The sequence below is a fragment of the uncultured Cardiobacterium sp. genome (assembly GCF_938028185.1).
Lineage (GTDB): Bacteria > Pseudomonadota > Gammaproteobacteria > Cardiobacteriales > Cardiobacteriaceae > Cardiobacterium.
Genome location: NZ_CALJAH010000080.1, coordinates 1 through 23,360, shown reverse-complemented (window position 1 = coordinate 23,360; position 23,360 = coordinate 1). Strand labels below are relative to the sequence as shown.

At 60.9% G+C, this 23,360-nt stretch carries 26 protein-coding genes and 1 pseudogene; 18 read left to right on the top strand and 9 right to left on the bottom strand.

Going from position 1 to position 23,360, the window contains the following annotated elements; all coding sequences use genetic code 11:
- Positions 1–107 precede the first annotated feature (107 nt).
- The 3 genes from Q0349_RS02660 to lptF form a co-directional block, all read right to left on the bottom strand.
- The gene (locus Q0349_RS02660; protein ID WP_298079328.1) at positions 108–1,241 is read right to left on the bottom strand and encodes a hypothetical protein; all 1,134 of its coding nucleotides are present in this window, start codon (positions 1,239–1,241) and stop codon (positions 108–110) included.
- A 205-nt stretch (positions 1,242–1,446) separates the two neighbouring features.
- A complete protein-coding gene (gene lptG / locus Q0349_RS02655; RefSeq protein ID WP_298079327.1) occupies positions 1,447–2,499 on the bottom strand; it encodes an LPS export ABC transporter permease LptG in 1,053 nt (350 codons plus the stop codon).
- The gene (gene lptF, locus Q0349_RS02650; protein ID WP_298079326.1) at positions 2,496–3,551 is read right to left on the bottom strand and encodes an LPS export ABC transporter permease LptF; all 1,056 of its coding nucleotides are present in this window, start codon (positions 3,549–3,551) and stop codon (positions 2,496–2,498) included. The genes lptG and lptF overlap by 4 nt, the downstream gene beginning before the upstream one ends.
- A 97-nt stretch (positions 3,552–3,648) precedes the next feature.
- On the opposite strand from lptF, the gene Q0349_RS02645 reads away from it, so the two are divergent.
- From Q0349_RS02645 to Q0349_RS02570, 16 genes are all read left to right on the top strand, one after another.
- Positions 3,649–5,097, top strand: coding sequence for a leucyl aminopeptidase (locus Q0349_RS02645; protein ID WP_298079325.1), 1,449 nt, complete (start codon positions 3,649–3,651; stop codon positions 5,095–5,097).
- Complete coding sequence (gene rsmG / locus Q0349_RS02640) at positions 5,097–5,726, top strand: 16S rRNA (guanine(527)-N(7))-methyltransferase RsmG (protein ID WP_298079324.1); 630 nt, start codon at positions 5,097–5,099, stop codon at positions 5,724–5,726. Before Q0349_RS02645 ends, rsmG begins: the two co-directional genes overlap by 1 nt.
- The gene (locus tag Q0349_RS02635) at positions 5,723–6,490 is read left to right on the top strand and encodes a ParA family protein (protein ID WP_298079323.1); all 768 of its coding nucleotides are present in this window, start codon (positions 5,723–5,725) and stop codon (positions 6,488–6,490) included. The genes rsmG and Q0349_RS02635 overlap by 4 nt, the downstream gene beginning before the upstream one ends.
- A 15-nt stretch (positions 6,491–6,505) precedes the next feature.
- Positions 6,506–7,384, top strand: coding sequence for a ParB/RepB/Spo0J family partition protein (locus tag Q0349_RS02630; RefSeq protein WP_298079322.1), 879 nt, complete (start codon positions 6,506–6,508; stop codon positions 7,382–7,384).
- A gap of 113 nt (positions 7,385–7,497) precedes the next feature.
- The gene (locus Q0349_RS02625; protein WP_298079321.1) at positions 7,498–7,842 is read left to right on the top strand and encodes an ATP synthase subunit I; all 345 of its coding nucleotides are present in this window, start codon (positions 7,498–7,500) and stop codon (positions 7,840–7,842) included.
- Between the two features lie 9 nt (positions 7,843–7,851).
- Positions 7,852–8,649, top strand: a complete 798-nt coding sequence (locus Q0349_RS02620; RefSeq protein WP_298079320.1) for a FoF1 ATP synthase subunit a — start codon at positions 7,852–7,854, stop codon at positions 8,647–8,649.
- A gap of 38 nt (positions 8,650–8,687) precedes the next feature.
- Positions 8,688–8,963: a F0F1 ATP synthase subunit C gene (atpE, locus tag Q0349_RS02615; RefSeq protein ID WP_366916260.1), complete on the top strand. Its 276-nt coding sequence runs from the start codon at positions 8,688–8,690 to the stop codon at positions 8,961–8,963.
- A 28-nt stretch (positions 8,964–8,991) separates the two neighbouring features.
- Positions 8,992–9,462 carry a F0F1 ATP synthase subunit B gene (locus tag Q0349_RS02610; protein WP_298079319.1) on the top strand — a complete coding sequence of 157 codons (471 nt, stop codon included), beginning with the start codon at positions 8,992–8,994 and terminating at the stop codon, positions 9,460–9,462.
- A 3-nt stretch (positions 9,463–9,465) separates the two neighbouring features.
- The gene (locus Q0349_RS02605) at positions 9,466–10,011 is read left to right on the top strand and encodes a F0F1 ATP synthase subunit delta (protein WP_298079318.1); all 546 of its coding nucleotides are present in this window, start codon (positions 9,466–9,468) and stop codon (positions 10,009–10,011) included.
- A gap of 12 nt (positions 10,012–10,023) precedes the next feature.
- Complete coding sequence (gene atpA / locus Q0349_RS02600; RefSeq protein WP_366916259.1) at positions 10,024–11,565, top strand: F0F1 ATP synthase subunit alpha; 1,542 nt, start codon at positions 10,024–10,026, stop codon at positions 11,563–11,565.
- Positions 11,566–11,575: 10 nt separating this feature from the next.
- Positions 11,576–12,448 carry a F0F1 ATP synthase subunit gamma gene (atpG, locus tag Q0349_RS02595; protein WP_298079317.1) on the top strand — a complete coding sequence of 291 codons (873 nt, stop codon included), beginning with the start codon at positions 11,576–11,578 and terminating at the stop codon, positions 12,446–12,448.
- Positions 12,449–12,479: 31 nt separating this feature from the next.
- Positions 12,480–13,859, top strand: a complete 1,380-nt coding sequence (atpD, locus tag Q0349_RS02590) for a F0F1 ATP synthase subunit beta (RefSeq protein ID WP_298079316.1) — start codon at positions 12,480–12,482, stop codon at positions 13,857–13,859.
- 18 nt (positions 13,860–13,877) lie between these two features.
- Positions 13,878–14,294 (top strand): F0F1 ATP synthase subunit epsilon, encoded by a 417-nt coding sequence (locus tag Q0349_RS02585; protein WP_298079315.1) that lies wholly within the window; start codon positions 13,878–13,880, stop codon positions 14,292–14,294.
- Positions 14,295–14,377: 83 nt separating this feature from the next.
- Positions 14,378–15,529 (top strand): hypothetical protein, encoded by a 1,152-nt coding sequence (locus Q0349_RS02580; RefSeq protein WP_298079314.1) that lies wholly within the window; start codon positions 14,378–14,380, stop codon positions 15,527–15,529.
- A 12-nt stretch (positions 15,530–15,541) separates the two neighbouring features.
- Positions 15,542–16,672 carry a hypothetical protein gene (locus tag Q0349_RS02575; RefSeq protein WP_298079313.1) on the top strand — a complete coding sequence of 377 codons (1,131 nt, stop codon included), beginning with the start codon at positions 15,542–15,544 and terminating at the stop codon, positions 16,670–16,672.
- A gap of 54 nt (positions 16,673–16,726) precedes the next feature.
- On the top strand, positions 16,727–17,779 hold the full coding sequence (locus tag Q0349_RS02570; RefSeq protein WP_298079312.1) for a nitronate monooxygenase: 1,053 nt from the start codon (positions 16,727–16,729) through the stop codon (positions 17,777–17,779).
- Between the two features lie 273 nt (positions 17,780–18,052).
- Here the strand turns inward: Q0349_RS02570 and Q0349_RS02565 are convergent, their stop codons facing one another.
- From Q0349_RS02565 to Q0349_RS02540, 6 genes are all read right to left on the bottom strand, one after another.
- Positions 18,053–18,694 carry a VWA domain-containing protein gene (locus Q0349_RS02565; protein WP_298079311.1) on the bottom strand — a complete coding sequence of 214 codons (642 nt, stop codon included), beginning with the start codon at positions 18,692–18,694 and terminating at the stop codon, positions 18,053–18,055.
- 142 nt (positions 18,695–18,836) lie between these two features.
- The gene (locus tag Q0349_RS02560; protein ID WP_298079310.1) at positions 18,837–19,100 is read right to left on the bottom strand and encodes a type II toxin-antitoxin system RelE/ParE family toxin; all 264 of its coding nucleotides are present in this window, start codon (positions 19,098–19,100) and stop codon (positions 18,837–18,839) included.
- Positions 19,084–19,308 carry a DUF6290 family protein gene (locus Q0349_RS02555; protein WP_298079309.1) on the bottom strand — a complete coding sequence of 75 codons (225 nt, stop codon included), beginning with the start codon at positions 19,306–19,308 and terminating at the stop codon, positions 19,084–19,086. The genes Q0349_RS02560 and Q0349_RS02555 overlap by 17 nt, the downstream gene beginning before the upstream one ends.
- Before the next feature lie 69 nt (positions 19,309–19,377).
- Positions 19,378–19,992, bottom strand: a complete 615-nt coding sequence (locus tag Q0349_RS02550; protein ID WP_298079308.1) for a TerD family protein — start codon at positions 19,990–19,992, stop codon at positions 19,378–19,380.
- A gap of 3 nt (positions 19,993–19,995) precedes the next feature.
- Positions 19,996–20,631 (bottom strand): VWA domain-containing protein, encoded by a 636-nt coding sequence (locus Q0349_RS02545; protein ID WP_298079307.1) that lies wholly within the window; start codon positions 20,629–20,631, stop codon positions 19,996–19,998.
- Between the two features lie 223 nt (positions 20,632–20,854).
- A complete protein-coding gene (locus Q0349_RS02540; protein WP_298079306.1) occupies positions 20,855–21,436 on the bottom strand; it encodes a TerD family protein in 582 nt (193 codons plus the stop codon).
- 118 nt (positions 21,437–21,554) lie between these two features.
- Between Q0349_RS02540 and Q0349_RS02535 the strand changes: the two genes are divergently transcribed.
- Positions 21,555–22,649, top strand: a complete 1,095-nt coding sequence (locus Q0349_RS02535) for a phosphoribosyltransferase domain-containing protein (RefSeq protein ID WP_298079305.1) — start codon at positions 21,555–21,557, stop codon at positions 22,647–22,649.
- A gap of 222 nt (positions 22,650–22,871) precedes the next feature.
- Positions 22,872–23,360, top strand: a pseudogene (locus Q0349_RS02530) (hypothetical protein); the annotation flags it as partial.

Sequence of the window (23,360 nt, the reverse complement as noted above, 5' to 3'; positions counted from 1 at the left end):
CACACACCCTACGCACGGAACCCGCCCGCTGCGGGTTTCGCCCTGCGGAGGAGGGGGATTTTTCAATTGTAAACAGCCCTTAGGGCGAATAAGCCGCCCGCCGCTTGTCATTGCGGCACGCGGCTGCCGGGTAGCGGCAGGGTAACGGTGCGGGCGATATTTTTGTCGCGTTGTTCCGGGTGCAGGGTAAAGGTGAGCGTGTCGCCATCGCGGCTATAGCCGGGCGGCAGCGGCGCGTTCGGGTGGCGCAACAGCGCAAAGGCACGCAGATAGCGATTGGCATTGAGCAGGCCTGCCTGGTCTCTGCTACGGTCATGCCAGGCGAAACGGCAAAGCGTATTGATGGGCGAACAGTATTTCGGCCAGCGCTCCGGCGCGGGTATGCGCACTTCGTCGCGGGCGATGGCAGCGAGGATTTCCGGCGCGCAATAGCGGCTGTTTTCGTAGAGGGTTTGCGCGCGCATCTGCCGCTCTGTAATGAAATAGAAGGATTTTTCTGCATCATCCTTCATGCTGGTAGCGACTTCAGCATCTGCCTCGCGCATCGCCTCGCTATAGCCCAGCCAGTCGGCATACATCAGCGGGCAAAGGGCGATGATTTCGGCGGGCTGCGCTTGCAAGGCGCCGCAGTCGGCGGGCAATGGCGCATCCGGCGGCAGTTCCGCCCGCATTTGCGCGAGCAAGGCGATATTGCGCTCCACCAGCGCAATGCCAACCAGACTTTGCAGCACCAGCCCGTGGCTCTGGATGAAGCGCAGGCCGAGTTTGGCATCGCGACAGGCGCCATGCAGTGCCGCGTCGTGCTCACCAGCGGCGAAGCGGTAGGCGTTCAGGCTGGTGCCTAGCAGGGGCAGCACAAATGTCGGCCATGTCTTGCCGTTGTACTGCTCCGGCAGCGGACGGAAGTAATCGTATTGCCGCAGCGCGTCCAGCATGGCGTCCTGCATCTGCCAGGTTTCGCGCCATGCCGGTGCAATCGCCCGCCACCCGGCGAGGTGTTCGCGCGCCTGGGCGAGGCAATCGGGGGTATCACGCCCGCACCGGGGCAGGTCTTTGGGCAAATTGTCGCTTGCTTTCAGGGGTATGGCGCGTAACGCCGCATAGCCATTTTGGCCGCTGACCGCCGGGCGCGCCTGCTCCAGTTGAGCGATGAGTGCCGGGTCGGGCGGGAGATTGGGGTAGGTAAGGACGGAGAAGAAGACTATGGCGGACAATTGATAGAAGAGGGTAAAGGCGAGCATGGCAACCTCGTCGGTTTATGGGCGCGGGGTTGGCGCCTGGGGGAAGCGCCTACATCTAGGGCGTATTTACGATTTGATGTTGATGCGGTACAGATTGGGCTTGATGCCCGACCTGTACTTGTTCTCTGCGCAAGCAATGCCCGTGCCATGCGGGGCGCTTGACCCACGGTAGGGAAATACGGCGATTGGGGCTGCGTTTACGGCGCTACTGCCGCACCAGCAGGATGAGCGGCGGAATGGTGAAGATGAGGATGGGCAGCGCCGCGCCGAGCAGCGGCGGCCAGTGCAGCAGCAGGGCGAGGTTGGCGATGACGCCGCTTATGACGTAGTAGGCGACACCGAGCAGGATGCCGGTGACGAGGCGGGTACCCTGTTGGCCGCTGCGATTATTGCCAAAGGCAAACGGTAGTGCCAGCAGTACCATTGCCGCCGTGGTGAGCGGGGTCAGCAGCCGTTGCCACAGTTTGAGGCTTTCGTGTTCGTGGTTGAGGCCGTTCGCCGCCATGAAGCGGGTCAGGGTGTAGAGTTCGCGCAGGGTTTCGGCGCTGTTGATGGCGGCGAGTGCGTGCAGCGCCTGCGGGGTTGCGCCGTTTTGCCAGCGCGCGGGCGCGGCGGTGCTTTCGGTTTTGTCCGCGCTGGTGCGCCAGCCGCGCGGGTTTTCCAGTTGCCAGTCGGGCGCGTCCCAGGTGGCGCGGTCGGCTTCCCGGATGGTGATGTACCCGGCGTCGCTCTGGTAGCTGCGCAGGCGGGCAAGGCTGCCGTCGGCGTTGAGCGCGCCGATGTGAATGATGGTGTTTTGTTGTTTGAGCCAGATGCCTTGTGCCGGGCCGGTGTCGGCGGGTTCGCCCAGCGCCTGGCTGCGCAGCAGGCGGCTGCGGTCGGCGAGTTGGGGCGCGAGGGTTTCACCGTTGACGATGTTCAGCACGCCGACGATGAGGGCGAAGGCGATGCCGGCGCGGGCGAGGCGCAGGCGCGAGATGCCGGCGGCGCGGACGACGGCGATTTCGTTCTGCGCGGAGAGTTGGCCGAGCCCCATGATGGTGCCGACGAGGATGGCGGCGGGGGCGTAGAGCAGCAGTTTTTGCGGCAGGACGAGCAGCAGTTGCAGCAGCAGCACAGCGAGGGTGTAGCTGCCCTGGCCGAGGTCGTCGGCATCGACCGAGATTTGTACGATGTAATCGACGGCGAGGAGGAAGGCGAGCGCAATCAGGCTGGTGGCGGTGATGGTGCGCAGCAGGTAGCGGTCGAAGCGGGTCATGCGCGGCTCCGGTTTCTCTGCCACAGGGCGAGAATGGTGGCGAGGACGGCGCCGTGCAGCCAGTAGCTGCCGGGCAGCGGCGGGATTTGGTGTTTGCGGATGGCGATGGTGATGAGGTCGAGCAGGTTGATGTAGAGGGCGAAGGCGATGAAGGCGGGGACGATTTTTTGGTAGCGCCCCTGGCGCGGCTGGCTGCGCGCGAGCAGCGGCAGGGCGAGGGCGTAGATGAGTAGCGCTATCGCCGGGTTGCTGCGGCTTTGCCATTCGCTGAGGTGTTCGGGGCTGGTGCCGAGTTCGCTGGTGGCGAGGTTGCGCAGGCGGTTGTCATTCGCGGCGAGGGTGTTGGCGCCGGGCAGGCGCAGGTCGGCGTTTTGGTAGGTGAAGAGGGTGGTGTGTGCCGGGTCGTGGTTGGCGTTCCAGGCGAGGCGGCGGCCGTGGTGCAGCAGCAGGTGGCGCTGTTGTTCGTCGCCCTGCATTTCGCCGTAGTCGGCGAGGATGAGGCTGTGGCCGCCGTCGGGCTCGTCGCGGGCGATGAGGAAGTCGCGCAGTTGGCCGCCTTCGATGGCGCCGGTATGGACGACGGTGCCGTCGTCAAGGCGGCGGAAGGTGTTGGGGGTGAAGAGGATCATGCCCGCTTCTTGTTGTGCCTGTTGGCGCAGGGTGTCCTGGCTGCGGTAAACGCGCGGCAGGATGCTCATGCTGAGCGCCAGCAGCAGCAGGACGACAGGAACGGCGCAGGTGAGCAGGGCGCGGGTCTGGTGGCGCGGGGCGATGCCGCAGGCGAGCGCGGCGCTGATTTCGTGGTCGCGGTAGAGGCGGCCGAGGGTCATTACGGCGGCGAGGACGAAGGCGAGCGGCATCAATATCACGAGGAAGCGCACCGCTTGCAGGCCGATGAGCATCCACACCGCCGAGAGTGCCATGTTGCCCGCCGCCGCCGCCGCGAGCAGCGAGGAGAGGCGGAAGCTCAAGAGGATTGTCAGCAATATCAGGTTGGTAGCAAGGAAAACGGCGAGCGTTTCGCGGATGATGTAGCGGTAGAGGATGGGCATGGGCGGGGTGAGTTTGTGCTATGCTAGCGCCGTTTTTTACGGGCGCATTGCCTGTTTTTTTATTGGCTGCGCAGCTTAACTGATTGGAGTGTGCTTTATGAAATTTTCTTTGAAGGCGTGTTCGCCGGCTGAGGTCGCCGCCGAAGTGGTCGCGGTGTCGCTGGCAGCCGATGGCGGTTTTTCGCCTGCACTCGCCGTGCTGGATGCGGCGTCCGGCGGGTTTTTTACGGCGCAGGCGGAGAAAGGGAATTTGCCGCCGAAAGGCGCGCTGCGTCTGTTTGTCGATGTGCCGGGGCTGACCGCGCCGCGCGTGGCGGTGTTATGCCGCGATGACGATGACCGCGCGCTGCAACGGGCGACGGCGACGGTGCAGCAGTTGGCGGACGAGTCCGGCTGGACGAAGGTCGCGCTGTTGCTCGGCAGCGGCGTCGATGCCATCGCGCTGATGGCGCGCGCCGCCGCGCACGATGCCTACCGCTTCGATGCTTTCAAGAGCAATGCGGGCAAGGCGCGCAAGCATGAGTGGGTTTTCGTCTGCGACAAGGCGGAGAAGAAAGCGGCGCAGGCGGCGCTCGATTTGGCGCGTGCCTGGGCGGCGGGCAGTACGCTCACCCGCGATTTGGTCAATACGCCGCCGAATGTTTGCGTCCCTGTCTGGCTCGGCGAGCAGGCAAAGGCGATGGCCAAGGATTATGACGCGCTCACCGTCAAGGTATTGAAGAAAAAGGACATTGAAGCGCTCGGCATGGGCGCGCTGCTCGGCGTGGCGCAGGGCAGCGTCAATGAGCCGCGCTTCATTATTTTTGAATACCGCCCGGAAAACGCGGTGAATGCGAAACCGCAGGTGCTGGTCGGCAAGGGCGTGACCTTTGACACCGGCGGCATTTCCATCAAACCCGCCGGGGCGATGGACGAGATGAAGGGCGACATGGGCGGCGCGGCGGCGGTGTTCGGCGCGGTGAAAGCAGTATGCGAGGCGCAACTGCCGCTGTATCTGGTCGGCCTCGTCGCCTCGGTCGAAAATATGCCGGACGGCAATGCCATCCGCCCCGGCGACATTCTGAAGACGATGTCGGGCAAGACGGTCGAGGTGCTGAACACCGACGCCGAAGGCCGCCTCATTCTCTGCGACGCGCTCACCTACGCCACGCGCTACCAGCCGCAGGCGGTGATTGACATGGCGACGCTCACCGGCGCGATTGTTGTCGCCCTGGGCGGCGTGCGCAGCGGTCTTTTCAGCAATGACGACGCGCTTGCCGAGGCGCTGCTGCGCGCGGGCGAGGTGGCGCGCGATCCCGCCTGGCGGATGCCGCTTGACCCGGAATACCGCGAGATGCTGCGCAGTCCGTTCGCCGACATTCCCAACATTTCCGGCGTGCGCGACGCGGGCGCGGTGACGGCTGCCGCCTATCTCTCCGAATTTGTCGATTACCCCTGGGCGCATCTGGACATCGCCGGCAGCGCCTTCAAGAGCAGCGCGCCGAAAGGCGGCACCGGGCGTCCGGTCGGTCTGTTGCTTGAATACTTCCGCGCGCAGGTGGCTTGATGCTGCCAGCCGGGGCGCAGGAAAAACTGGAGCGCGGACTGAATGCGCTGCCGTTCGCCGTTGCTGCGGCGCAGCGGGCGCAGTTCGCCACCTATCTGAACCTGCTCAACAAATGGAACCAGGTGCATAACCTCACCGCCGTGCGCGACGTGGAAGAACAAATCCCGCGCCACATCCTCGATTGCCTCGCCGTGCTGCCTTATATAAAGGACGCGGCGACGCTGGCTGACATCGGCAGCGGTGCCGGGTTGCCCGCGCTGCTGCTCGCCATCATGCAGCCCGCGCTGGCCGTGACCGCGCTGGAAAGCAACGGCAAAAAAGCGGCGTTCATCCGCGAAGCGGTGCGCGTGTTGGCGCTCGCCAATGTACAAGTGGTGGCGCAACGGGTCGAAGACTGGCAGGCGCCGCCGCAAGCGGTGATTATCAGCCGCGCACTCGCCGCCGCCGATCGCTTTGTCGCCTTGACCGCGCATTTGGGCGACGACAACAGCCGCTGGCTGCTGATGAAAGGACGCGAAGCGGAGACGCTGGCCGTCCCTGGTTTCGCCATCCATGCGGTTTATCCGCTCACCGTGCCGCTGCTGGATGGCGAACGCACCCTGCTGGACATCCGCCGGGAGCGCGCATGAGCCACATCATCGCCATCACCAACCAGAAAGGCGGCGTCGGCAAAACGACGACCGCCGTCAGCCTCGCCGCCGTCCTCGCCGAAAGCGGTGCCGACGTGCTGCTGATAGACATGGACCCGCAAGCGAACGCGACCGTCGCCTGCGGGGTGGAGCGGCGCAGCGTTGAGCACGGCGTGATGGACGTCATGCTCGGCACGCGCAGCGTCGAAGATACCTGTATCTATTGCGAAAACTCGCACATCTGGCTGATGCCCGCCAATGCCGACCTCACCGGCTCGGACGAAGCGCTCTTTCAGGAAAATATGCGCCACGCGCTCTTGAAAAAACACATCCACGGCTGGGCGGAGCGCTTCGACTGGGTGCTGATTGACTGCCCGCCAACGCTCAACCTGCTCACCGTCAACGCGCTCGTCGCCGCCAACTACGTCCTCGTCCCCATCCAGTGCGAATACTTCGCCCTCGAAGGCGTCAGCGCCCTGCTCGATACCGTCGGCCAGTTGCGCCAGACCGTCAACCCCGACCTGCGCGTCGCCGGATTCATCCGAACCATGTTCGATGCCCGCTCGCGTCTCACCCGCGAAGTGTCGGACAGCCTCGAAGCCTATCTGAAAGGACTGATGTTCACCACCGTCGTACCGCGCAACGTCCGCCTCGCCGAAGCGCCCAGCTACGGCCTGCCCATCGTCCAGTACGACAGCACCGCCAAAGGCGCTGTCGCCTACCGCGAAATCGCCGCAGAGCTGAAACAGCGCCTGGGGCAATAACAAGGAGAGACCAAAATGCTGAAAACCAAACGCGGCGGCCTCGGACGCGGCTTTGAATCACTGCTCGGCGAAGCGGCGCGCGACGTCATTGCCCAGCCCGAATTTGAAGCGCTGAAACAAATCGACGCCGCCAAAATCCGCCCCGGCATCTACCAGCCGCGCAAAGTCTTCCACGACGACACCCTGCAAGAGCTGGCGCAATCCATCGCCGAACACGGCATCCTGCAACCGCTGGTCGTCCGCCCTATCGCCGACGGCCAGTACGAAATCATCGCCGGCGAACGCCGCTTCCGTGCCAGCAAGATTGCGGGGCTGACGAAAATCCCCTGCGTCGTCAAAAACTACAACGACCAGCAGGCGCTCGCCGTCGCCCTCATCGAAAACCTGCAACGCAGCGACCTCAACATCCTCGAAGTCGCCAGCGCCCTGCAACAACTGGTACAAGACTTCAACCTCACCCACGAAAAAGCGGCACAACTCGTTGGCCGTTCCCGCTCCTCCGTGACCAACATCCTGCGCCTGCTCGAACTGAGCCAGCCGGTCAAAGACGCGCTCTACAGCGGCGACATCGAAATGGGACACGCGCGCGCCATGCTCACCCTGAGTGAGAGCCAGCAGAAAACCCTGCTCGCCGAGACGCTGGCGCGCAAATACAGCGTGCGCCAGATAGAAGCACGGGTCAAACAAATCCAGCAATCGCCTGACCAGACCGCTCCCCCGCCGCCGCGCGACATCAACATTGACGCGCTGGAAGAACGCCTCGGCAGCTACCTTGGCTACCCCGTCGCCATCCGCGACAACGGCAAAGGCCGTGGCCGCGTCGTCCTCAAATACAACAACCTCGACGAACTGGACGGCATCCTCGCCAAATGGGGCTTCAAACCCGAAACCTGAACCGCCGCATTTGCCAAAAGTGCCAAAAGAAATAAAATTTTTGGATAAATTAACGGAATATGGATTTTTATTGACCCCTCCCGGTCAAGCTCTTATAATCCCGCGCACCACAAATGAAGGAAACCCTGCAATATCTGCTGAAAACACAAAGTGTTATCCTGACTGTTATAACACTTTGCACATGGGCAAGTCCGTGGCGCGACACCAGTATCTCCGTCCTCATGGGCGGATTGCTTTGCCTGTTGCCCACCGTACTGGCCATGCTGATATTCAGACGATTACCGCAAGTATTACCGGCAAGACAATTTGTCCGCGCCGTCCGCCTTGCAGAAATCCTGAAATGGCTCACCGTGCTGATTTTGGGCGCCTGGTTCATCCGGCACGGCAACCCGCTGGGCATCCTGATCGGCTTCGCAGTAACCTGCACCGCCTATTTCTGGGCACTACTGAAACGCTAAGAGGAACGTATGGCAGAACAAAATGCGGCAGAAATCATTAACCACCACATGACCAATCTCAGCATTGGTGAAGGTTTCTGGTCTTTGCATATTGACACCCTCTTCTTTTCCATCCTGCTCGGCAGCCTGTTCTGCTGGTGGATGCGCAAAATGGGACTGCGCGCCCTGCAACACCTCGAAAACAACGAACCGCCTTCCTTTGCCGTCAACGTCGCCGAAATGGCCTTTGACTTCGTGGATGGCGTCGTCAAGGACTTCTTCGGCAAATCACGCGCCGACATCGGCTCGCTGGCGCTCACCATCTTCTGTTGGGTATTTTTCTGGAACGTGATGGACATGATCCCGGTTGATTTCATGCCTGGCGTTGCCGCCCAGTTTGGCATTCATCACCTGAAAATCGTCCCCTCAACCGATGCCAATGCCACCTTTGCCATCTCCATCACCATCATTGCCCTCACCTACATCTATCTGCTGAAAAACAACAGCCCGTTCGGCTTCATCAAGGCCATGGGCAACCACCCGTTTGAATCCGAATCCCTCATCGGCAAAATCCTGTTCTACCCCATCAACTTGGCGCTGAAACTCATCGAAGACTTCGCCAAAATGATCTCGCTCTCGCTGCGTCTTTTCGGCAACCTCTTTGCCGGGGAACTCGTCTTCATCCTGATTGCCTTCCTGCCGTGGTTCTTCCAGTTCATACCGGGCGGCGCATGGGCCATCTTCCACATCCTGATCGTCTCGCTTCAGGCCTATATCATCATGGTGCTGTCTGTTGTCTACCTCTCGACCACCGAGCCGCACCACTAAATACCCGCTTTTTCCTTTAACTTAATCTGGAGGTTCCCATGGAAAAATTAGCTGCCATTGCCCAACTGCAAGGCTCCACCGCGATTGCCGCCGCAATCATCCTCGGCCTTGCCGCGCTGGGTACGGCGCTCGGTTTCGGCCTGCTCGGTGGCAAATACATCGAAAGCAGCGCCCGTCAGCCGGAAATGATGAACCCGCTCCTCGGCAAATTCTTCATTATCGTCGGTCTGCTTGATGCCGTCGCCATGATTGGCGTGGTTATCGCCCTGATCATGGTATTTGGCAACCCGATGCTGAACGCACTGAACGGCTAATCACGGCGAACCCGCCGAAGGTGTCACTATGAATCTCAATCTGACGCTGATTGGCCAGATCGGAACATTCCTCGTATTGTGGTGGTTCACCCACAAATACATCTGGCCGCTGTTCTCGCAAGTGGCAGAAGCACGCCGCCAGAAAATCGCCGAAGGGCTGAGCATGGCAGACAAGGCCAAGCACAGCATCGCGGATGCACAAGAAGAAACCGCCCGCATCATCGCCCAGGCCAAAACCCAGGCAACTGAAATCGTCGGGCGCGCACAAAAACAGGCCGAACAACTCGTTGTGGATGCCCGCGTGGAAGCCAAAACTGCCGGTGAACGCGAAATTGCGGCAGTACGCGACAACTTCGAACAGGAAAAACGCAAGGCGCGCGAAACCCTGCGCAGCCAGATCGCCGATCTGGTCGTTCAGGGAGCAGAAAAAGTCATTGGCCGCGAAGTCAAAGCCGATGACCACAAGCGCCTGCTGAACGAACTGAGCGAGAAACTGTAAATCATGGCCGAGTCAAAAACCATCGCCCGTCCCTACGCCAAAGCCATCCTCGCCAACGCGAAAGATGGCAAGGCGCAGCAACACTGGCAACAGTTCCTGCACACCGCCAAAGCCATCATGCAGGCGCCGGAAGTCCCGGAACACCTCGCACTGCCCGGATTTCTCACGCAAATGCAAGGCTGGTTGGAACAACTGCTAAAAAAACAGCGCAAACAGGGCATCAACAACGAAGAGCACAACCTGTTGCGCCTCTTGGAAGAACACGACCGCATCGCGGTGTTGCCAGACATTGCTGACGTCTATGACGAACTGCTCTACGCACAAAGCGACACCTGCATGGTGCGTATCACCAGCGCCAAGCCGCTCTCGTCTGCTGACGAAAACAACCTGCGTCGCCTGATGCAGAAAAAGACGGGGCGCGAAGTCGTGCTGGAAATCCATGAAGACCCCGCCCTGCTCGCCGGGGTAGTGCTGGAATACGACGGACTGGTAATTGACCAGACGCTGAAGGGCAGAATCGCCGAATTCGCCCAGAAACTCGATGACTAAGGGAAACGAATCATGCAACTCAATCCTGCTGAAATCAGCGGCTTTATCCAGGAAAAAATAGCCGATTACGACAACAAGGTCGAAAGCAAAGCCGAAGGCACGATTATCAGTCTTTACGACGGTGTCGCCCGCATCCAGGGATTGCGGCAGGCGATGCTTGGGGAAATGATCGCCTTCCCCGGCGGCGTTTATGGCCTTGCGCTCAACCTCGAACGTGACAGCGTCGGCGTCGTTATCCTCGGTGAATACGACCACCTCTCTGAAGGAGACAAAGTCACCTGTACCGGACGTATCCTTGAAGTCCCGATCGGGCGTGAACTGCTTGGTCGTGTCGTCAATGCCCTCGGACAGCCAATAGACGGCAAAGGCGACATCAAAACCAGCGAAACCTCGCCCATCGAAAAAATCGCTCCCGGCATTATCGAACGCCAATCCGTTGACCAGCCGCTGCAAACCGGTCTCAAATCCATTGACTCAATGGTGCCGATTGGTCGAGGCCAGCGCGAACTCATCATCGGCGACCGCCAAACTGGGAAAACCGCCATCGCCGTAGATGCCATCATCAACCAGCGCGACACCGGGGTGAAGTGTATCTACGTCGCCATCGGCCAAAAAGCCTCTTCCATCGCCGCCGTGGTGCGCAAACTGGAAGAACACGACGCTCTCAAACACACCATCATCGTCGCTGCGACCGCCTCCGATTCCGCCGCGATGCAATACATCGCCCCTTACGCAGGTTGCGCCATGGGCGAATACTTCCGCGACCGCGGTGAAGACGCACTCATCGTTTATGACGACCTCACCAAACAGGCGTGGGCATACCGCCAAATCTCGCTGCTGCTGAAACGCCCACCAGGACGCGAAGCCTATCCGGGCGACGTCTTCTACCTCCATTCCCGCCTGCTGGAACGCGCCGCCCGTATCAATGCTGAAGAAGTCGAGCGTCTCACTAACGGCGCCGTAAAAGGCACCACCGGCTCGCTCACCGCCCTGCCGATTATCGAAACCCAGGCAGGGGACGTCTCCGCTTTCGTTCCGACCAACGTCATCTCCATTACTGACGGACAAATCTTCCTCGAAACCGACCTGTTCAACGCAGGTATCCGTCCGGCCATTAACTCCGGTCTCTCCGTTTCGCGCGTCGGCGGTGCGGCACAAACCAAAGTCATCAAAAAACTCGGCGGCGGCGTGCGTTTGGCACTGGCGCAATACCGCGAACTGGCAGCATTTGCCCAGTTTGCCTCCGACCTTGACGAAGCTACGCGCAAACAGCTTGAACGCGGACAGCGCGTGACCGAACTGATGAAACAGCGCCAGTTCAACCCGATGAGCGTTGCCGAAATGGCAGTCTCGCTCTTCGCCGCAGAAAACGGCTATCTTGACGAAATCCCGGTTGAAAAAATCCAGGCTTACGAACAGGCGCTGCTGCAATATATGCACAGCGACCACCAGCCGCTGATGGATACCATCAACAGCCGTGGCGTTTACGACGACGAAATCCAGCAAGGTTTGGCCTCAGCCCTGAACGCCTTCAAAGAAAAAGGCGCCTGGTGAGGAAACCGCCATGTCTAATGCCAAGGACATCCGCTCGCAGATAAAAAGCATCAAAAGCACGCAGAAAATCACCAAAGCCATGCAAATGGTGGCGGCCTCAAAAATGCGACGCTCACAAGATGCCATGCTGGAAGGACGGCCCTATGTTGATAACATCCTGCGCGTCATCGCCCACCTGCTGAAAACCCGTGCCGAAGTCGCCCATCCCTTCTTCAGCGAAAGCGACAAACCGGTAAAAAAAGTCGGCTATATCGTCGTCAGTACCGACCGCGGTCTTTGCGGTGGTCTGAATATCAACCTGTTCAAAAAACTGCTGGCGCACGTTGAAGAACAAAGCAAACAGGGTCGCGAACTGCAATTCAGCGTCTTTGGACGCAAAGGCATCGCCTTCGTCAACCGCATCAACGGCAACATCATCACTACCGTTGATGCTTACGGCGACAACCCTGCCCTGCGCGACCTCATTGGCGGCATTGGCGCAATGATAGATGCCTACCGCAGTGGCGAACTCGACCGGGTCTATCTCGTTGGCAACCGTTTCGTCAACACCATGACGCAAGAACCGATGATCATGCAGTTTCTGCCTGCCACCATCATCAGCGACGACCATTACGCGCCCGATCACGCCTGGACATACGAATACGAACCCGATGCCGAGCAGATACTCGACAAACTGGCGGTACGCTATCTCGAATCGCTGGTCAAACAGTCGGTCGCGGAAAACATCGCCTGCGAAATGTCAGCACGGATGATTGCGATGAAAAACGCATCGGATAACGCCGCCAACCTGATTGGCGAGCTTGAATTGCAATACAACAAAGCCCGTCAGGCAGCAATTACGCAAGAATTGACGGAAATCGTCAGCGGCGCAGCCGCCGTCTGACGAAAACGGATTGAATTGAAAAGAGGTAAAGATGAGTACCGGTAAAATAGTTCAGGTCATCGGCGCGGTCGTCGATATCGAATTCCCCGAAGACGCAGTGCCGAAAATCAACGACGCACTGGTAGCCGAACAAGGCGGCACCGTCTTTGAAGTCCAGCAACAACTTGGCGACGGCGTCGTGCGCACCATCACCATGGGTTCCTCCGAAGGCTTGGTGCGCGGCATGGACGTCAAAAACACCGGCAAGCCGATTACCGTACCGGTTGGCAAGGCGACACTGGGACGCATCATGAACGTGCTGGGCGAAGAAATTGACCACGGCCCGAAAATTGACGCGGAAGCCTATTGGGGCATCCACCGCCAGGCACCCGCCTACGATGACCTTGCCAACTCCACTGAGCTGCTTGAAACCGGCATCAAGGTGATTGACCTGCTCTGCCCGTTTGCCAAAGGCGGTAAAGTCGGACTCTTCGGCGGTGCCGGTGTCGGCAAAACCGTCAACATGATGGAACTCATCCGTAACATCGCCATTGAGCACAGCGGTTACTCCGTCTTCGCCGGGGTCGGTGAACGGACGCGCGAAGGCAACGACTTCTACTACGAAATGAAAGAGTCCAACGTCCTTGACAAAGTATCACTGGTCTATGGGCAAATGAACGAACCGGCGGGCAACCGCTTCCGCGTCGCCCTGACCGGACTCACCATGGCCGAATACTTCCGTGACGAAGGTCGCGATGTCCTCTTCTTCGTCGATAACATCTACCGCTACACCCTGGCCGGTACCGAAGTCTCTGCGCTGTTGGGGCGGATGCCGTCAGCGGTAGGCTACCAACCGACCCTTGCCGAAGAAATGGGCAAACTACAAGAACGCATCACCTCGACCAAAACCGGCTCCATCACCTCCATCCAGGCAGTGTACGTTCCGGCGGACGACTTGACCGACCCCTCACCGGCAACCACCTTCGCTCACTTGGATGCAACCGTCGTCTTGTCGCGCCAGATTGCCGAACTCGGTATCTATCCGGCAGTGGATCCGCTCGACTCCACCTCGCGCCAGCTTGATCCGCTCGTTATCGGCGACGAACATTACGAAACCGCCCGCCGCGTACAGGGCGTGCTGCAACGCTACAAGGAGCTGCGCGACATCATCGCCATTTTGGGGATGGACGAACTCTCCGAAGAAGACAAACAGGTCGTGTACCGCGCGCGTAAAATCCAGCGCTTCCTCTCGCAACCCTTCTTCGTCGCCGAAGTCTTCACCGGCTCAGCGGGCAAATATGTGCCGCTCAAAGAAACCATCCGTGGCTTCAAGGGCATCGTTGATGGCGAATACGACCACATCCCGGAACAGGCCTTCTACATGGTTGGCACCATTGACGAAGTGCTGGCGAAAGCCGAAACCGTCAAATAAACCCGCAGGGGGAACACGATGGCGAACACCTTTCACGTCAACATGGTCAGCGCCGACCGCCAACTCTTTAGCGGCGAGGCGGAGCGCATCGTTGCTACCGCCGACCACGGCGAACTGGGCATCCTCGCGGGACACGCGCCGCTCTTGGCCGTCCTCAAGGCAGGACAAGTGCGCCTGACACAAGAAGGCGGCAAAGAAGAAGTCATCTACATCTCTGGCGGCTTCATCGAAGTCCAGCACGAACAGACCATCATCCTCGCCGACGATGCCGAACGTGCCGAACACCTCGATGAAGAACGGGTACGCGAAGCACGCCGCCGCGCCGAAGAAAAAATGCGCGACAAATCCAGCACCAAACTGGAACTGGCACGCGCGCAGGCAGAACTGGCACAAACCATGGCGCAGCTCGCCGCCATCCGCCGCGCGAAACACTAACCCCGCCGCCCGCACCCAAAACCATCGCCATGCGCAGCAATGCCCATGGCGATAATTTTTATCCGCTATTACAGGAATCCACGATGCTCCCCTACACCGCGCTGAAAAACCTCTTTACAGCGGTTTACATCACCGTCTTGTCTTACCCCGGCACGACTGAACCCGACCCGACGCAAATCACCGAGCTGGAGCAGGTGCGTCCTGCGGTGGACGGCGAAAACGGTTATGCAGCGTTGCACAAATTGCCGCTGACAAACAAAGACTGGCCAGAGGAATTGCCGCGGTGCAAACCCGATACACCGCGTGATTGCCTCGCCTTCGCCCGCGAACACCTCGCCACTTACCGTGAAGTCGCGCTGCAAATACAGCAAACGTGGCAGGCGCAAGAACAGGCGGTGGAAAACCTGCGGCGTTACAGCTACTTCCGTCCGTCGGCGGAACAACTGGCGATAGACAGCCCCACACCGCCTTATCAGTTACTTTTCATGCAACAAGACCTGCACGCCTACCGCTTTGCAGCGGGCGAGCGGGAGCAGGCGCTGCCAAGCACCTGCCGCGATGCCAACCTTGCCTTGCGTATGCTCGACAGTCACGGCTCACTGCTGGAAAGCATAGTTGCTGCCCGGCTACTCAGACGTGATATTGACCTGCTGGCGCGGATGCGCGCCGAATTGCCGCCGAATCACCCGCTGCCCGCCGATTGCGATGCACTGCGGTCACAACCTGCGGAAACCATCGCCCTCTGCCCGCTGATGTACAGCGAATGGCTAACCATGAGCGATGTGACAAACCGGTTGCACACCCCCGATTCAGAAAAACTCCAAGGAAAAGCCCTGCTCGAGAAAATGTTCGCCATCATGAAAAACCAGACGGACAGACAGCGCCTGTATGAAAGCCGCAAATACTGTGCACCGGAAATCATCGCCGCGGTCGCCCGCGATGAAGCTGCTACCCCCGTGGCAGATGACTGGCCACGCTACTGCTCGCCGCTCAATATCCTTTGCCGGGTCGCGCAAGCCAACTTCGCTGAAACTTATCGTAACTACCAAGCCCGCCTGCTCAATGCCAACCGCTACCTGCGCGCCTTTGAACTACTGCAACACCCCGGCGCACCGCTACCTCCCGGTTATAGCCGCGATGGCAACGGGCTCACCTTCAGCCTGCATCCGGAAAAAGCGGACGCGCCCGCGCAAACCATCACCCTGCCGCTACCGGGCAGCCGTCTCAATCGCTAAAGCGAGGCCGTTATGCTCACCTTTGACCTTCTTTATCAAACCATTGGCGCGGCCTATCTCGCTGTGCTCACTTATCCCAACCTCCCGCCCGACCCGACACTCATTGCCCAACTGGAACAGGCACGCCCGGCGGTTAGCGGCGAAAACGGTTATGCGGCGCTGTTTGATCTGCCCATGAATGCGGGCAAAGACTGGCCAAAAGACCTGCCGGAATGCAGGCGCGAGACCGCCGATTGCCTTACGCTTGCACGAGAGCATCTCGCCGCCTGGCAAAACACCACGCCAGAAACCCGCACACAATGGCAGCAGCAAGGCGACACCATCAACCGCCTGCGCCAATACGACTACTTCCGGCCGCAGCCGGGACAATATGGCGACAACTGGCCTCCCTTTCGCCCGCTGGTACTGGAAAACACCCTGCACGCCTACCGCTTCGCTGCCGGTGAACGCGACGCGGCACAGCATGGAGCCTGTCGCGATGCCAAACTCGGCCTGCGCTTCATCCAAAGCCACGGGCTGATGCTACAAAGTATGGTTGGCATTGCGCTGGTGGAGCGCAATATCGCCTTGCTTGCACAAATGCGCGCCGAATTGCCACCGGAAACGCCGCTGCCCGCCGACTGCAACGCCTTGCAAGTGCAGCCTGCCGAAACCCTCGCCCTTTGCCCGCTGATGTATGGCGAATGGCTTGGTGGTAGCGAAAGCACTCATGCGGATGACGCCAAAATTGCCGCCGATCCGAACGCCAGCGATGCCGAAAAAACCATTTATTTCATCTTTATGCACCAAGTCGAAGCGCAATGGCTCTATAAAAACAGCCGCTATTGCCTGCCGGAAATCCTCGCTGCCGTTGCCCACGACGAAGTGCGTGTGCCCGCACCGGAGCAGCGGAAAAAATACTGCTCACTGCTCAACCCCGTGTGCAAAATGGAAGGGCCAGACTGGTCGAATTACCAGGCTCGCCTGCTCAATGCCAACCGCTACCTGCGCGCCTTTGAACTCCTGAACCATCCCGAAGCGCCGCTACCGCCCGGCTATACCCGCGACCGCAACGGCATCAGCTTCAGCCTGCATCCGGAAAAAGCGGACACGCCCGCGCCAACCATCACCCTGCCGCTGCCCGGCAGCCGCCTGACCCCATAGTTGCACGGCAACCAGCACCCACCGCAACGCTGTTTTCCCAACCGGAGCCACCCCATGCAACACCTCCTCTCCCGCCTGACATACCCGCTCATCCAGGCACCGATGCTTGGCGTACAAAACGAGGCGCTGACCATTGCCGCCTGTAATGCGGGCGCGCTCGGTTCACTCCCCTGCGCGATGTACCGCCCGGAACAGCTTGATGCGGCGCTCACCACCATCCGTGCTGCCGTCGGCGATGCGCCGTATAACGTCAATTTCTTCGCGCATCGGCCGCCTGCCGTGAATGAGGCGCAGCGCAAAACCTGGCTTGACCTGCTCGCACCGCATCTCGCCAAATTCGGCCTGACACCTGCCGACATTCCCGCTGACCCTGTCCGCCAACCCTTTGATGTGACAGCCCTTGCCGTGGTGCAGAAACACCGCCCGCCGGTGGTCAGCTTCCATTTTGGCCTGCCGGAAGCGCCACTATTGGCGGCGGTCAAGGCAACGGGTGCAAAAATCCTTTCCAGCGCCACCAGCGTTGCCGAAGCGCGCTGGCTGGCAGAACACGGCGCGGACGGCATCATCGCCCAGGGACTGGAAGCGGGCGGGCACCGCGGCTGGTTTCTCAACCATGACCCGGACGGACAAAGCGGGCTGTTTGCGCTCCTGCCGAACATCCGCCGCGCCGTATCCCTGCCGCTTGTCGCAGCAGGCGGCATCAGCGATGCAGCGACAGTGCGCGCGGCGATGGCGCTTGGCGCGGACGCGGTACAGGTTGGCAGCGCTTTCCTCCTCGCCGACGAAGCCACTACCAGCGCGGCACACCGCGCCGCCCTGCAAGACGCGCGTGGCGAAACCACCGCGCTGACCAACCTCTTCAGCGGCGGCTGCGCGCGCGGCATCGTCAATGACCTCATGCGCAAACTGGGGGCAATACACCCCGCCGCCCTGCCCTTCCCGCTCGCCGGTGCTGCCGCCTTCCGCCTGAAAAGCGCCGCCGAAAGCGCGGGCAACTACGGATACTCGCCCTTCTGGGCCGGACAAAACGCGCCGCTTGCCCGCCCCGGCAGCGCTGCGGCAATCATCGCCCGTCTCGCGGCAGGATTTGCGACGAAAAACTCATAATGTGACCGCCATGACCGCCTACTCTTTTTAGAACCTGTTTGGAGTCTGGGAAAACCCCCTTTCCCTGTGGGACAAGCATTGCTTGCGAAGCAAGAGAGAGGGCTGGGGTGAGGGCAGCAAAACCATTGAAAAACAGCAATTTCAGTTCATGAGCTGTATCGCTCACCTCCGCTGCGGGCTTCGCCCTGCAGGGGAGGGGGATTTTTCAAATTGCAAACACCCTCTAGCAGAAAAAACCGCCGCAGGACGCTTCCGGCGGCGATTTTTTGGGGGTTACAGCACGATGTTGATTTCCGGTGGCGGCGGTGGCAGGTCGTTGCTCGCGCCGGGCGAACCCACGCTGACGCTGCTGCTGGCAACTGCTGCCGAAACCCATTGGAAGAATTGGGCGAAGGCGCTGGCATCCATGGTATCGAGCGAGGCGACGGTGTCGGTGAGTTGTTTGAGGTAGGAGGCGTCCGCCTTCGGCCCGGCGGCGCAGGCGACGATGTTGCCGAAGCCGAGGCTTTTGATGAGCGGGATGGCCTCGCTGTAGGCGAGCAGGTCGGTCGGTTTGCCGTCGGTGAGGATAATAAGGATGGGGCGCCAATCGCCTTTTTGTTCGCCGCTGCTGGTGATGCGGTCGCGTTGTACGGCGTGGGCGATGTGTTCGAGTGCCGCGCCGAGGAAGGTCGCGCCGCTGTCCGGGCAGACGATTTCCGGCAATACGACCTGCTCCAGCGGCGTCAGCGGCAGCACGTCCTTAATCTGCGAGTCGAAGGTGGTGATGGTGAGGTGGACGCTTTCCAGCGCGTAGGGGTTTTGCCGTAATGATGCGAGCAGCGCTTGCAGCCCGGTATTGACGGCTTCGATGGGCTCGCCGCGCATGGAGCCGGAGGTGTCAATGCAGATGTAGGTGAGGAGGCGTCGGGTCATGGGGTTTCCTTATGGCAGGTTTACGAGGTTATTTGCGATATATAGCCATCCACCGAAAGCCTCATACGGTGTTGCGTCGTCTCGCCGTACAACCGCGTACTGTCTTCGGCGACGCGCCTTGTCTGAAACTTTCGGTGGATGGCTATACATCACGCCGGTTATCGATACGCACGACAAGAATGCGCATAATTTTGTCCTCTATGCTGGCAATAATGCGGTAGTCGCCAACGCGGTATTTCCAGAACATACCCAGTTTACTGCCTTTCAATGCAGCCCCAAGGTTGCGCGGGTTATCCAGTTTGGCGAGGCGTTGTTGCAGGTATTCAAGGATGCGTCTGGAGATTTGCGGGTCAAGTTTGTCCAGTTCGCGTTCGGCACTATCGGAAAATTCAATTTTCCATGCCATAACGCTTCAAGACTTCTTCCAGGGGAACCGTTTTGCTTTTGCCGTTTTGGATATCGCGCAGCCGCTGTTCGGCAAGGTGCAGATCGGCAAGGTCTTCCAAATATTCAAGAATAGCCTCGGTAATATAATCACTTTTGCTTCGTCCGGTCGCCTGGGCAAGCGCGTCCAGGCGATTTTCGAGTTCGATGGGTAATTCGATAGTTAGCATGGGATTCTTCCGTTGTCAGATTGCTGGGTGGGGCAATCCCACCCTGCGGTTTTGAACGGGCGGTATGGTTCAATACGGCAAATAGCGCTTGAGCAGGTCGATGAAGCGGTCAGTGTCGTGAAATTCGCCGATGGCGTTGAAGTTCCAGCCGCCCGCGCCGCGCACCACGCTGGCGAAGGTCATGGCACAGGCGTGGTTTGCCGGGTCGCTGCCGATGTCGTAGCGGCAGATTTCCTGGCCTTTGCCATCGACCGCGCGGATGTGGGCGCGGCGCACCCCGGCGAAGCTCTGTTTGCGTTCGTGGCCTTTGTAGATGGCAACGGCAAAGATGATTTGCCGGTAGGCGTCGGGCAGGGTGTCCAGCGCGACTTCGATTTGTTCGGCGTCGCCGCTCGTGCTGCCACTCTGGTTGTCGCCGGAGAGGCGCACTTTGCCGCTGGGGTGGACGAGCGATTTGTAGAAGACGACGTCGCCGCCTTCCAGCGTCGGTCGGCCATTCGCGCCAAGTTTGCCGAGGTTACGCACCTTGCCGTCGCCATCCAGCAGAAAGGCAACGGCATCGAGGTCATAGGCGGGCGTGCTCGGCGCGATGTCCCAGCCGAGGCCGACGGTCAGGCGCGAGAGGTCGTAGCCGGATTCTTTGCGCAGGCTGACGCCCTGGCCTTTTTGCAGGGTGATGGCCATGGTTTACAGCACGATGTTGAGTTCGGGCGGCGGCGGCGGCAGTTCGTCCAGTCCGCTGACTTCTTTGCCGCTTTCGATTTTTTGGCTGGAGACGGAGATGGAGGCGGAGACCCATTTGAAGAAGCTCTTGAGGGTGCTGGAGTCGGCGGTGTCGAGCGAGACGACGGTTTCGGTGATGCGTTTCAGCGTGCCGGTGTCGGCGCCGGGACCGGCGGCGCAGGCGACAAAGGTACCGGTTTTGACTTGGCGGATGGCGTTGATGCCGCGGTCGAGGTCGTCGGTCGGCGCGCCGTCGGTGAGGAGGAAGACGACCGGCTTCCAGTCGCCTTTTTGTTCGGCGCTGCCTTTGACGACTTCGCGCTGGATGCAGTCGGCGAGCAGGCTGAGCGCTTCGCCCATCGCGGTCATGCCGTTGGCTTGCAGGTTGGGCAACTGGAAGCTGGTGAGTTCGGTCAGCGGGGTGAGCTGGCGCGCGCTGCTGTCGAAGGCGATGACGGAGAGGTAAGCGGTTTCGAGCGCGTAAGGGTCTTGCATCAGCGCGGAGAGCATGACTTGCAGGCCGTTGCGCACGGCTTCGATGGCTTCGCCGTGCATCGAGCCGGAGGTATCAACGAGGAGGTAAACGGGGAGGCGTCGCATGGGGTTTTCCTTGGTTTTGTAAGAACCTGTTTAGCGTTTCTGCGCGAGGCGTCCGCTGATACAGACTGGCTGCACGGCAAGGCGCGAAACGCAGGTAATAGCGGGACTATTGCCAAGTTTCGCAACGCAGCCGTGTGGTCAAGATGTGTCGGCGGCGTCCGTGCCAGAGACACTAAACAGGTTCTAAGGTAAAAGGCAGTCCGTGCGGGACTGCCGGGGCGGGTCAGAGGTGCGGGGCGATCAGCGGCAGCAGTTCGTCGGCGGTTCTGCCCTGGCCGTTTTCGCCGATGGCGTGCATTTTCCATTCGCCGTTGTGGCGGTAGAGTTTTGCCATCACCTGCGCGGTGTGTTTGCCCTGGGCGGAGAGGTCGTAGCGGGCGATTTCCTTGCCGCTTTGGCCGTCCACGAGGCGGCAGTAGGCGTTTTCCACCTGGCTGAAATTCTGCCCGGTGAAGTTGTTGACGGTGAATACCAGCGACTTGACCTGCGCCGGTACCCGCGCCAGGTTGACCGCGATTTGCTCGTCGTCGCCGTCGCCCTCGCCGGTGAGGTTGTCGCCACTGTGCTGGATGGAGCCGTCATTGCTGCGCAGGTGGCCGAAGTACACGAGGTCAACCGGCTGGTTGTTGTCGTCAAACATAAAACAGGAGGCATCCAGGTCGATGGACTGGTTGCCACCGCCAAAGCCGAACAGCCCTTTCTTTTTGGCGACGTCCCAGCCAAGCCCCATGACGACGCTGGTGAGCGCGCCGCCCGCTTCTTTTTCCAGAGAGATTTTCTGGCCTTTTTGCAGATTGACTGCCATAAGTACTCCTTTGATTTCAGGATGAATTACAGGTGCGGAAAGCGGGGCGATTGTAGCAGTTTTGCCCTGGCGCTACCGATATAATGCCCGCCCGATTGCCGCCCTGCCCTGCCCCGCCATGACCCACGTTCACGACCTGCCCGATGGCCGCCTGACCCTCACCATTGACCGCACCGACCTGCCGCCCGACGAACTCTTTGCCATAGGCGCCCGCGCCAACCCGCGCCGCGCCTTCCTCTTCGTCAGCAAAGTCCTCGGCAAACACTGGCCGGTGGCGACTGCGACCCTCGCCCGCATCCACCAGGCACTCGCCGCCAAACTGCCCGACGACCTGCCCGCGCCGGTACTGTTCATCGGCATGGCGGAGACGGCAACCGCGCTGGCACAAGGCGTGTTTGAGGCGTGGCTTGCGCGCGCGCCGCAGAGCGAGGCACTCTACCTGCACACCAGCCGCCTGCGCGTCGCCGGGGCGGAAACCCTACCCTTTGCCGAAAGCCACAGCCACGCCAGCCAACAATGGCTGCACCTGCCGGATGACGCCGAAAACCGCCGCCGCTTCCACGCCGCGCGCAGCCTCGTTCTCATCGACGACGAACTCTCCACCGGCGACACCTTCCGCGCCCTCGCCGCCGCGCTGGCGCCGCACCTGCCCGCCCTGCAACACACACACTGGCTCTGCCTCACCGACTTCAGCCCGGCCACCGCCGATAACATCCCGCGCCACTGCCTGCTGCGCGGCAGTTGGCACTACCACGCCCAATGCACCCCGCCCGCACTGCCCGCCACCGCCGAACGCGTCATCACCATTGCCGACAGCGGCCACGGCCGCCTCGGCATCCGCCACGCGCTGCAATTGCCAAAAGCACTCCTGGCGCGGCACAGCATCCGGGCGGACGCGCGCGTCCTCGTCCTCGGCACCGGCGAATACATCCACCCGCCCGCCGTCTATGCACGCGAACTGGCACAGTACAGCGGCGCGCAAGTATGGCTGCAATCCAGCACCCGCTCCCCGGCACACATCTGGGGCGCACTCACCCACAAACGCGACTTTGCCGACCCCTACGACGCGGGCGTGCCCTACTACCTCTACAACCTGCCGCCCGCACACGACTACGACCACATCCACATCTGCCACGAACACCCGGCAAACCCCGCCCTGCGCGACACCGCCGTCGCATTGGGGGCGCAACTGGTGCAACTGACACAACCATAACGCCCGGCAACCACAGCCCGGACATGAATGGCCCGGGGCTGTTGGCAATTCCGTTCTGTGGGCATTCGCAGAACGGCTCCCTCCCCCGCGGGGAAGGGCCGGGGTGGGGCAGCAAATGAACCGCGCAGCGACTACACCCAAACGAATAACAAACCGCCCCCAATCTTCCGCCACATCATGCCCTCCCCGTAAATCCCATCCGCTTCCCCGACAAAAAACCCCATGCAAATCCTCCTCTTTGCCGACCTTGACGACACCCTCTTTACCAGCGGCCGCAAAGCACCGCCCGGCGACGCGCATATCCCCGTCGCGTATCTGCGCGACGGCAGCCCGGTTTCATACACCTCGCCCGTACAACAAACCCTGCTCGCGCACTGGCAGGCGCACGCCCGCATCATCCCCACCACCGCGCGCAACCACGACGCCTACCGCCGCGTCGCCCTCCCCTTCGCCGACCACGCCATCATCAACCACGGCGGCATCATCCTCAGCCCCGACGGCACACCCGACCGCGACTGGCTCGCGCGCAGCCATCGCTTGGCCGCCACCAGCCGCGACACCCTCGCCGCACTCGCCGCCCGCGTTGCAGACCCCTCCCTCAACACCCGCCTCATCAGCGACCACGACATCCCCTTCTACCTCCTCGTCAAAAGTCCCGGCGGCGACCTGGCGGCGCTGGCGCGTGCCGCCGCCCGCCTGCGCCCGTACCTC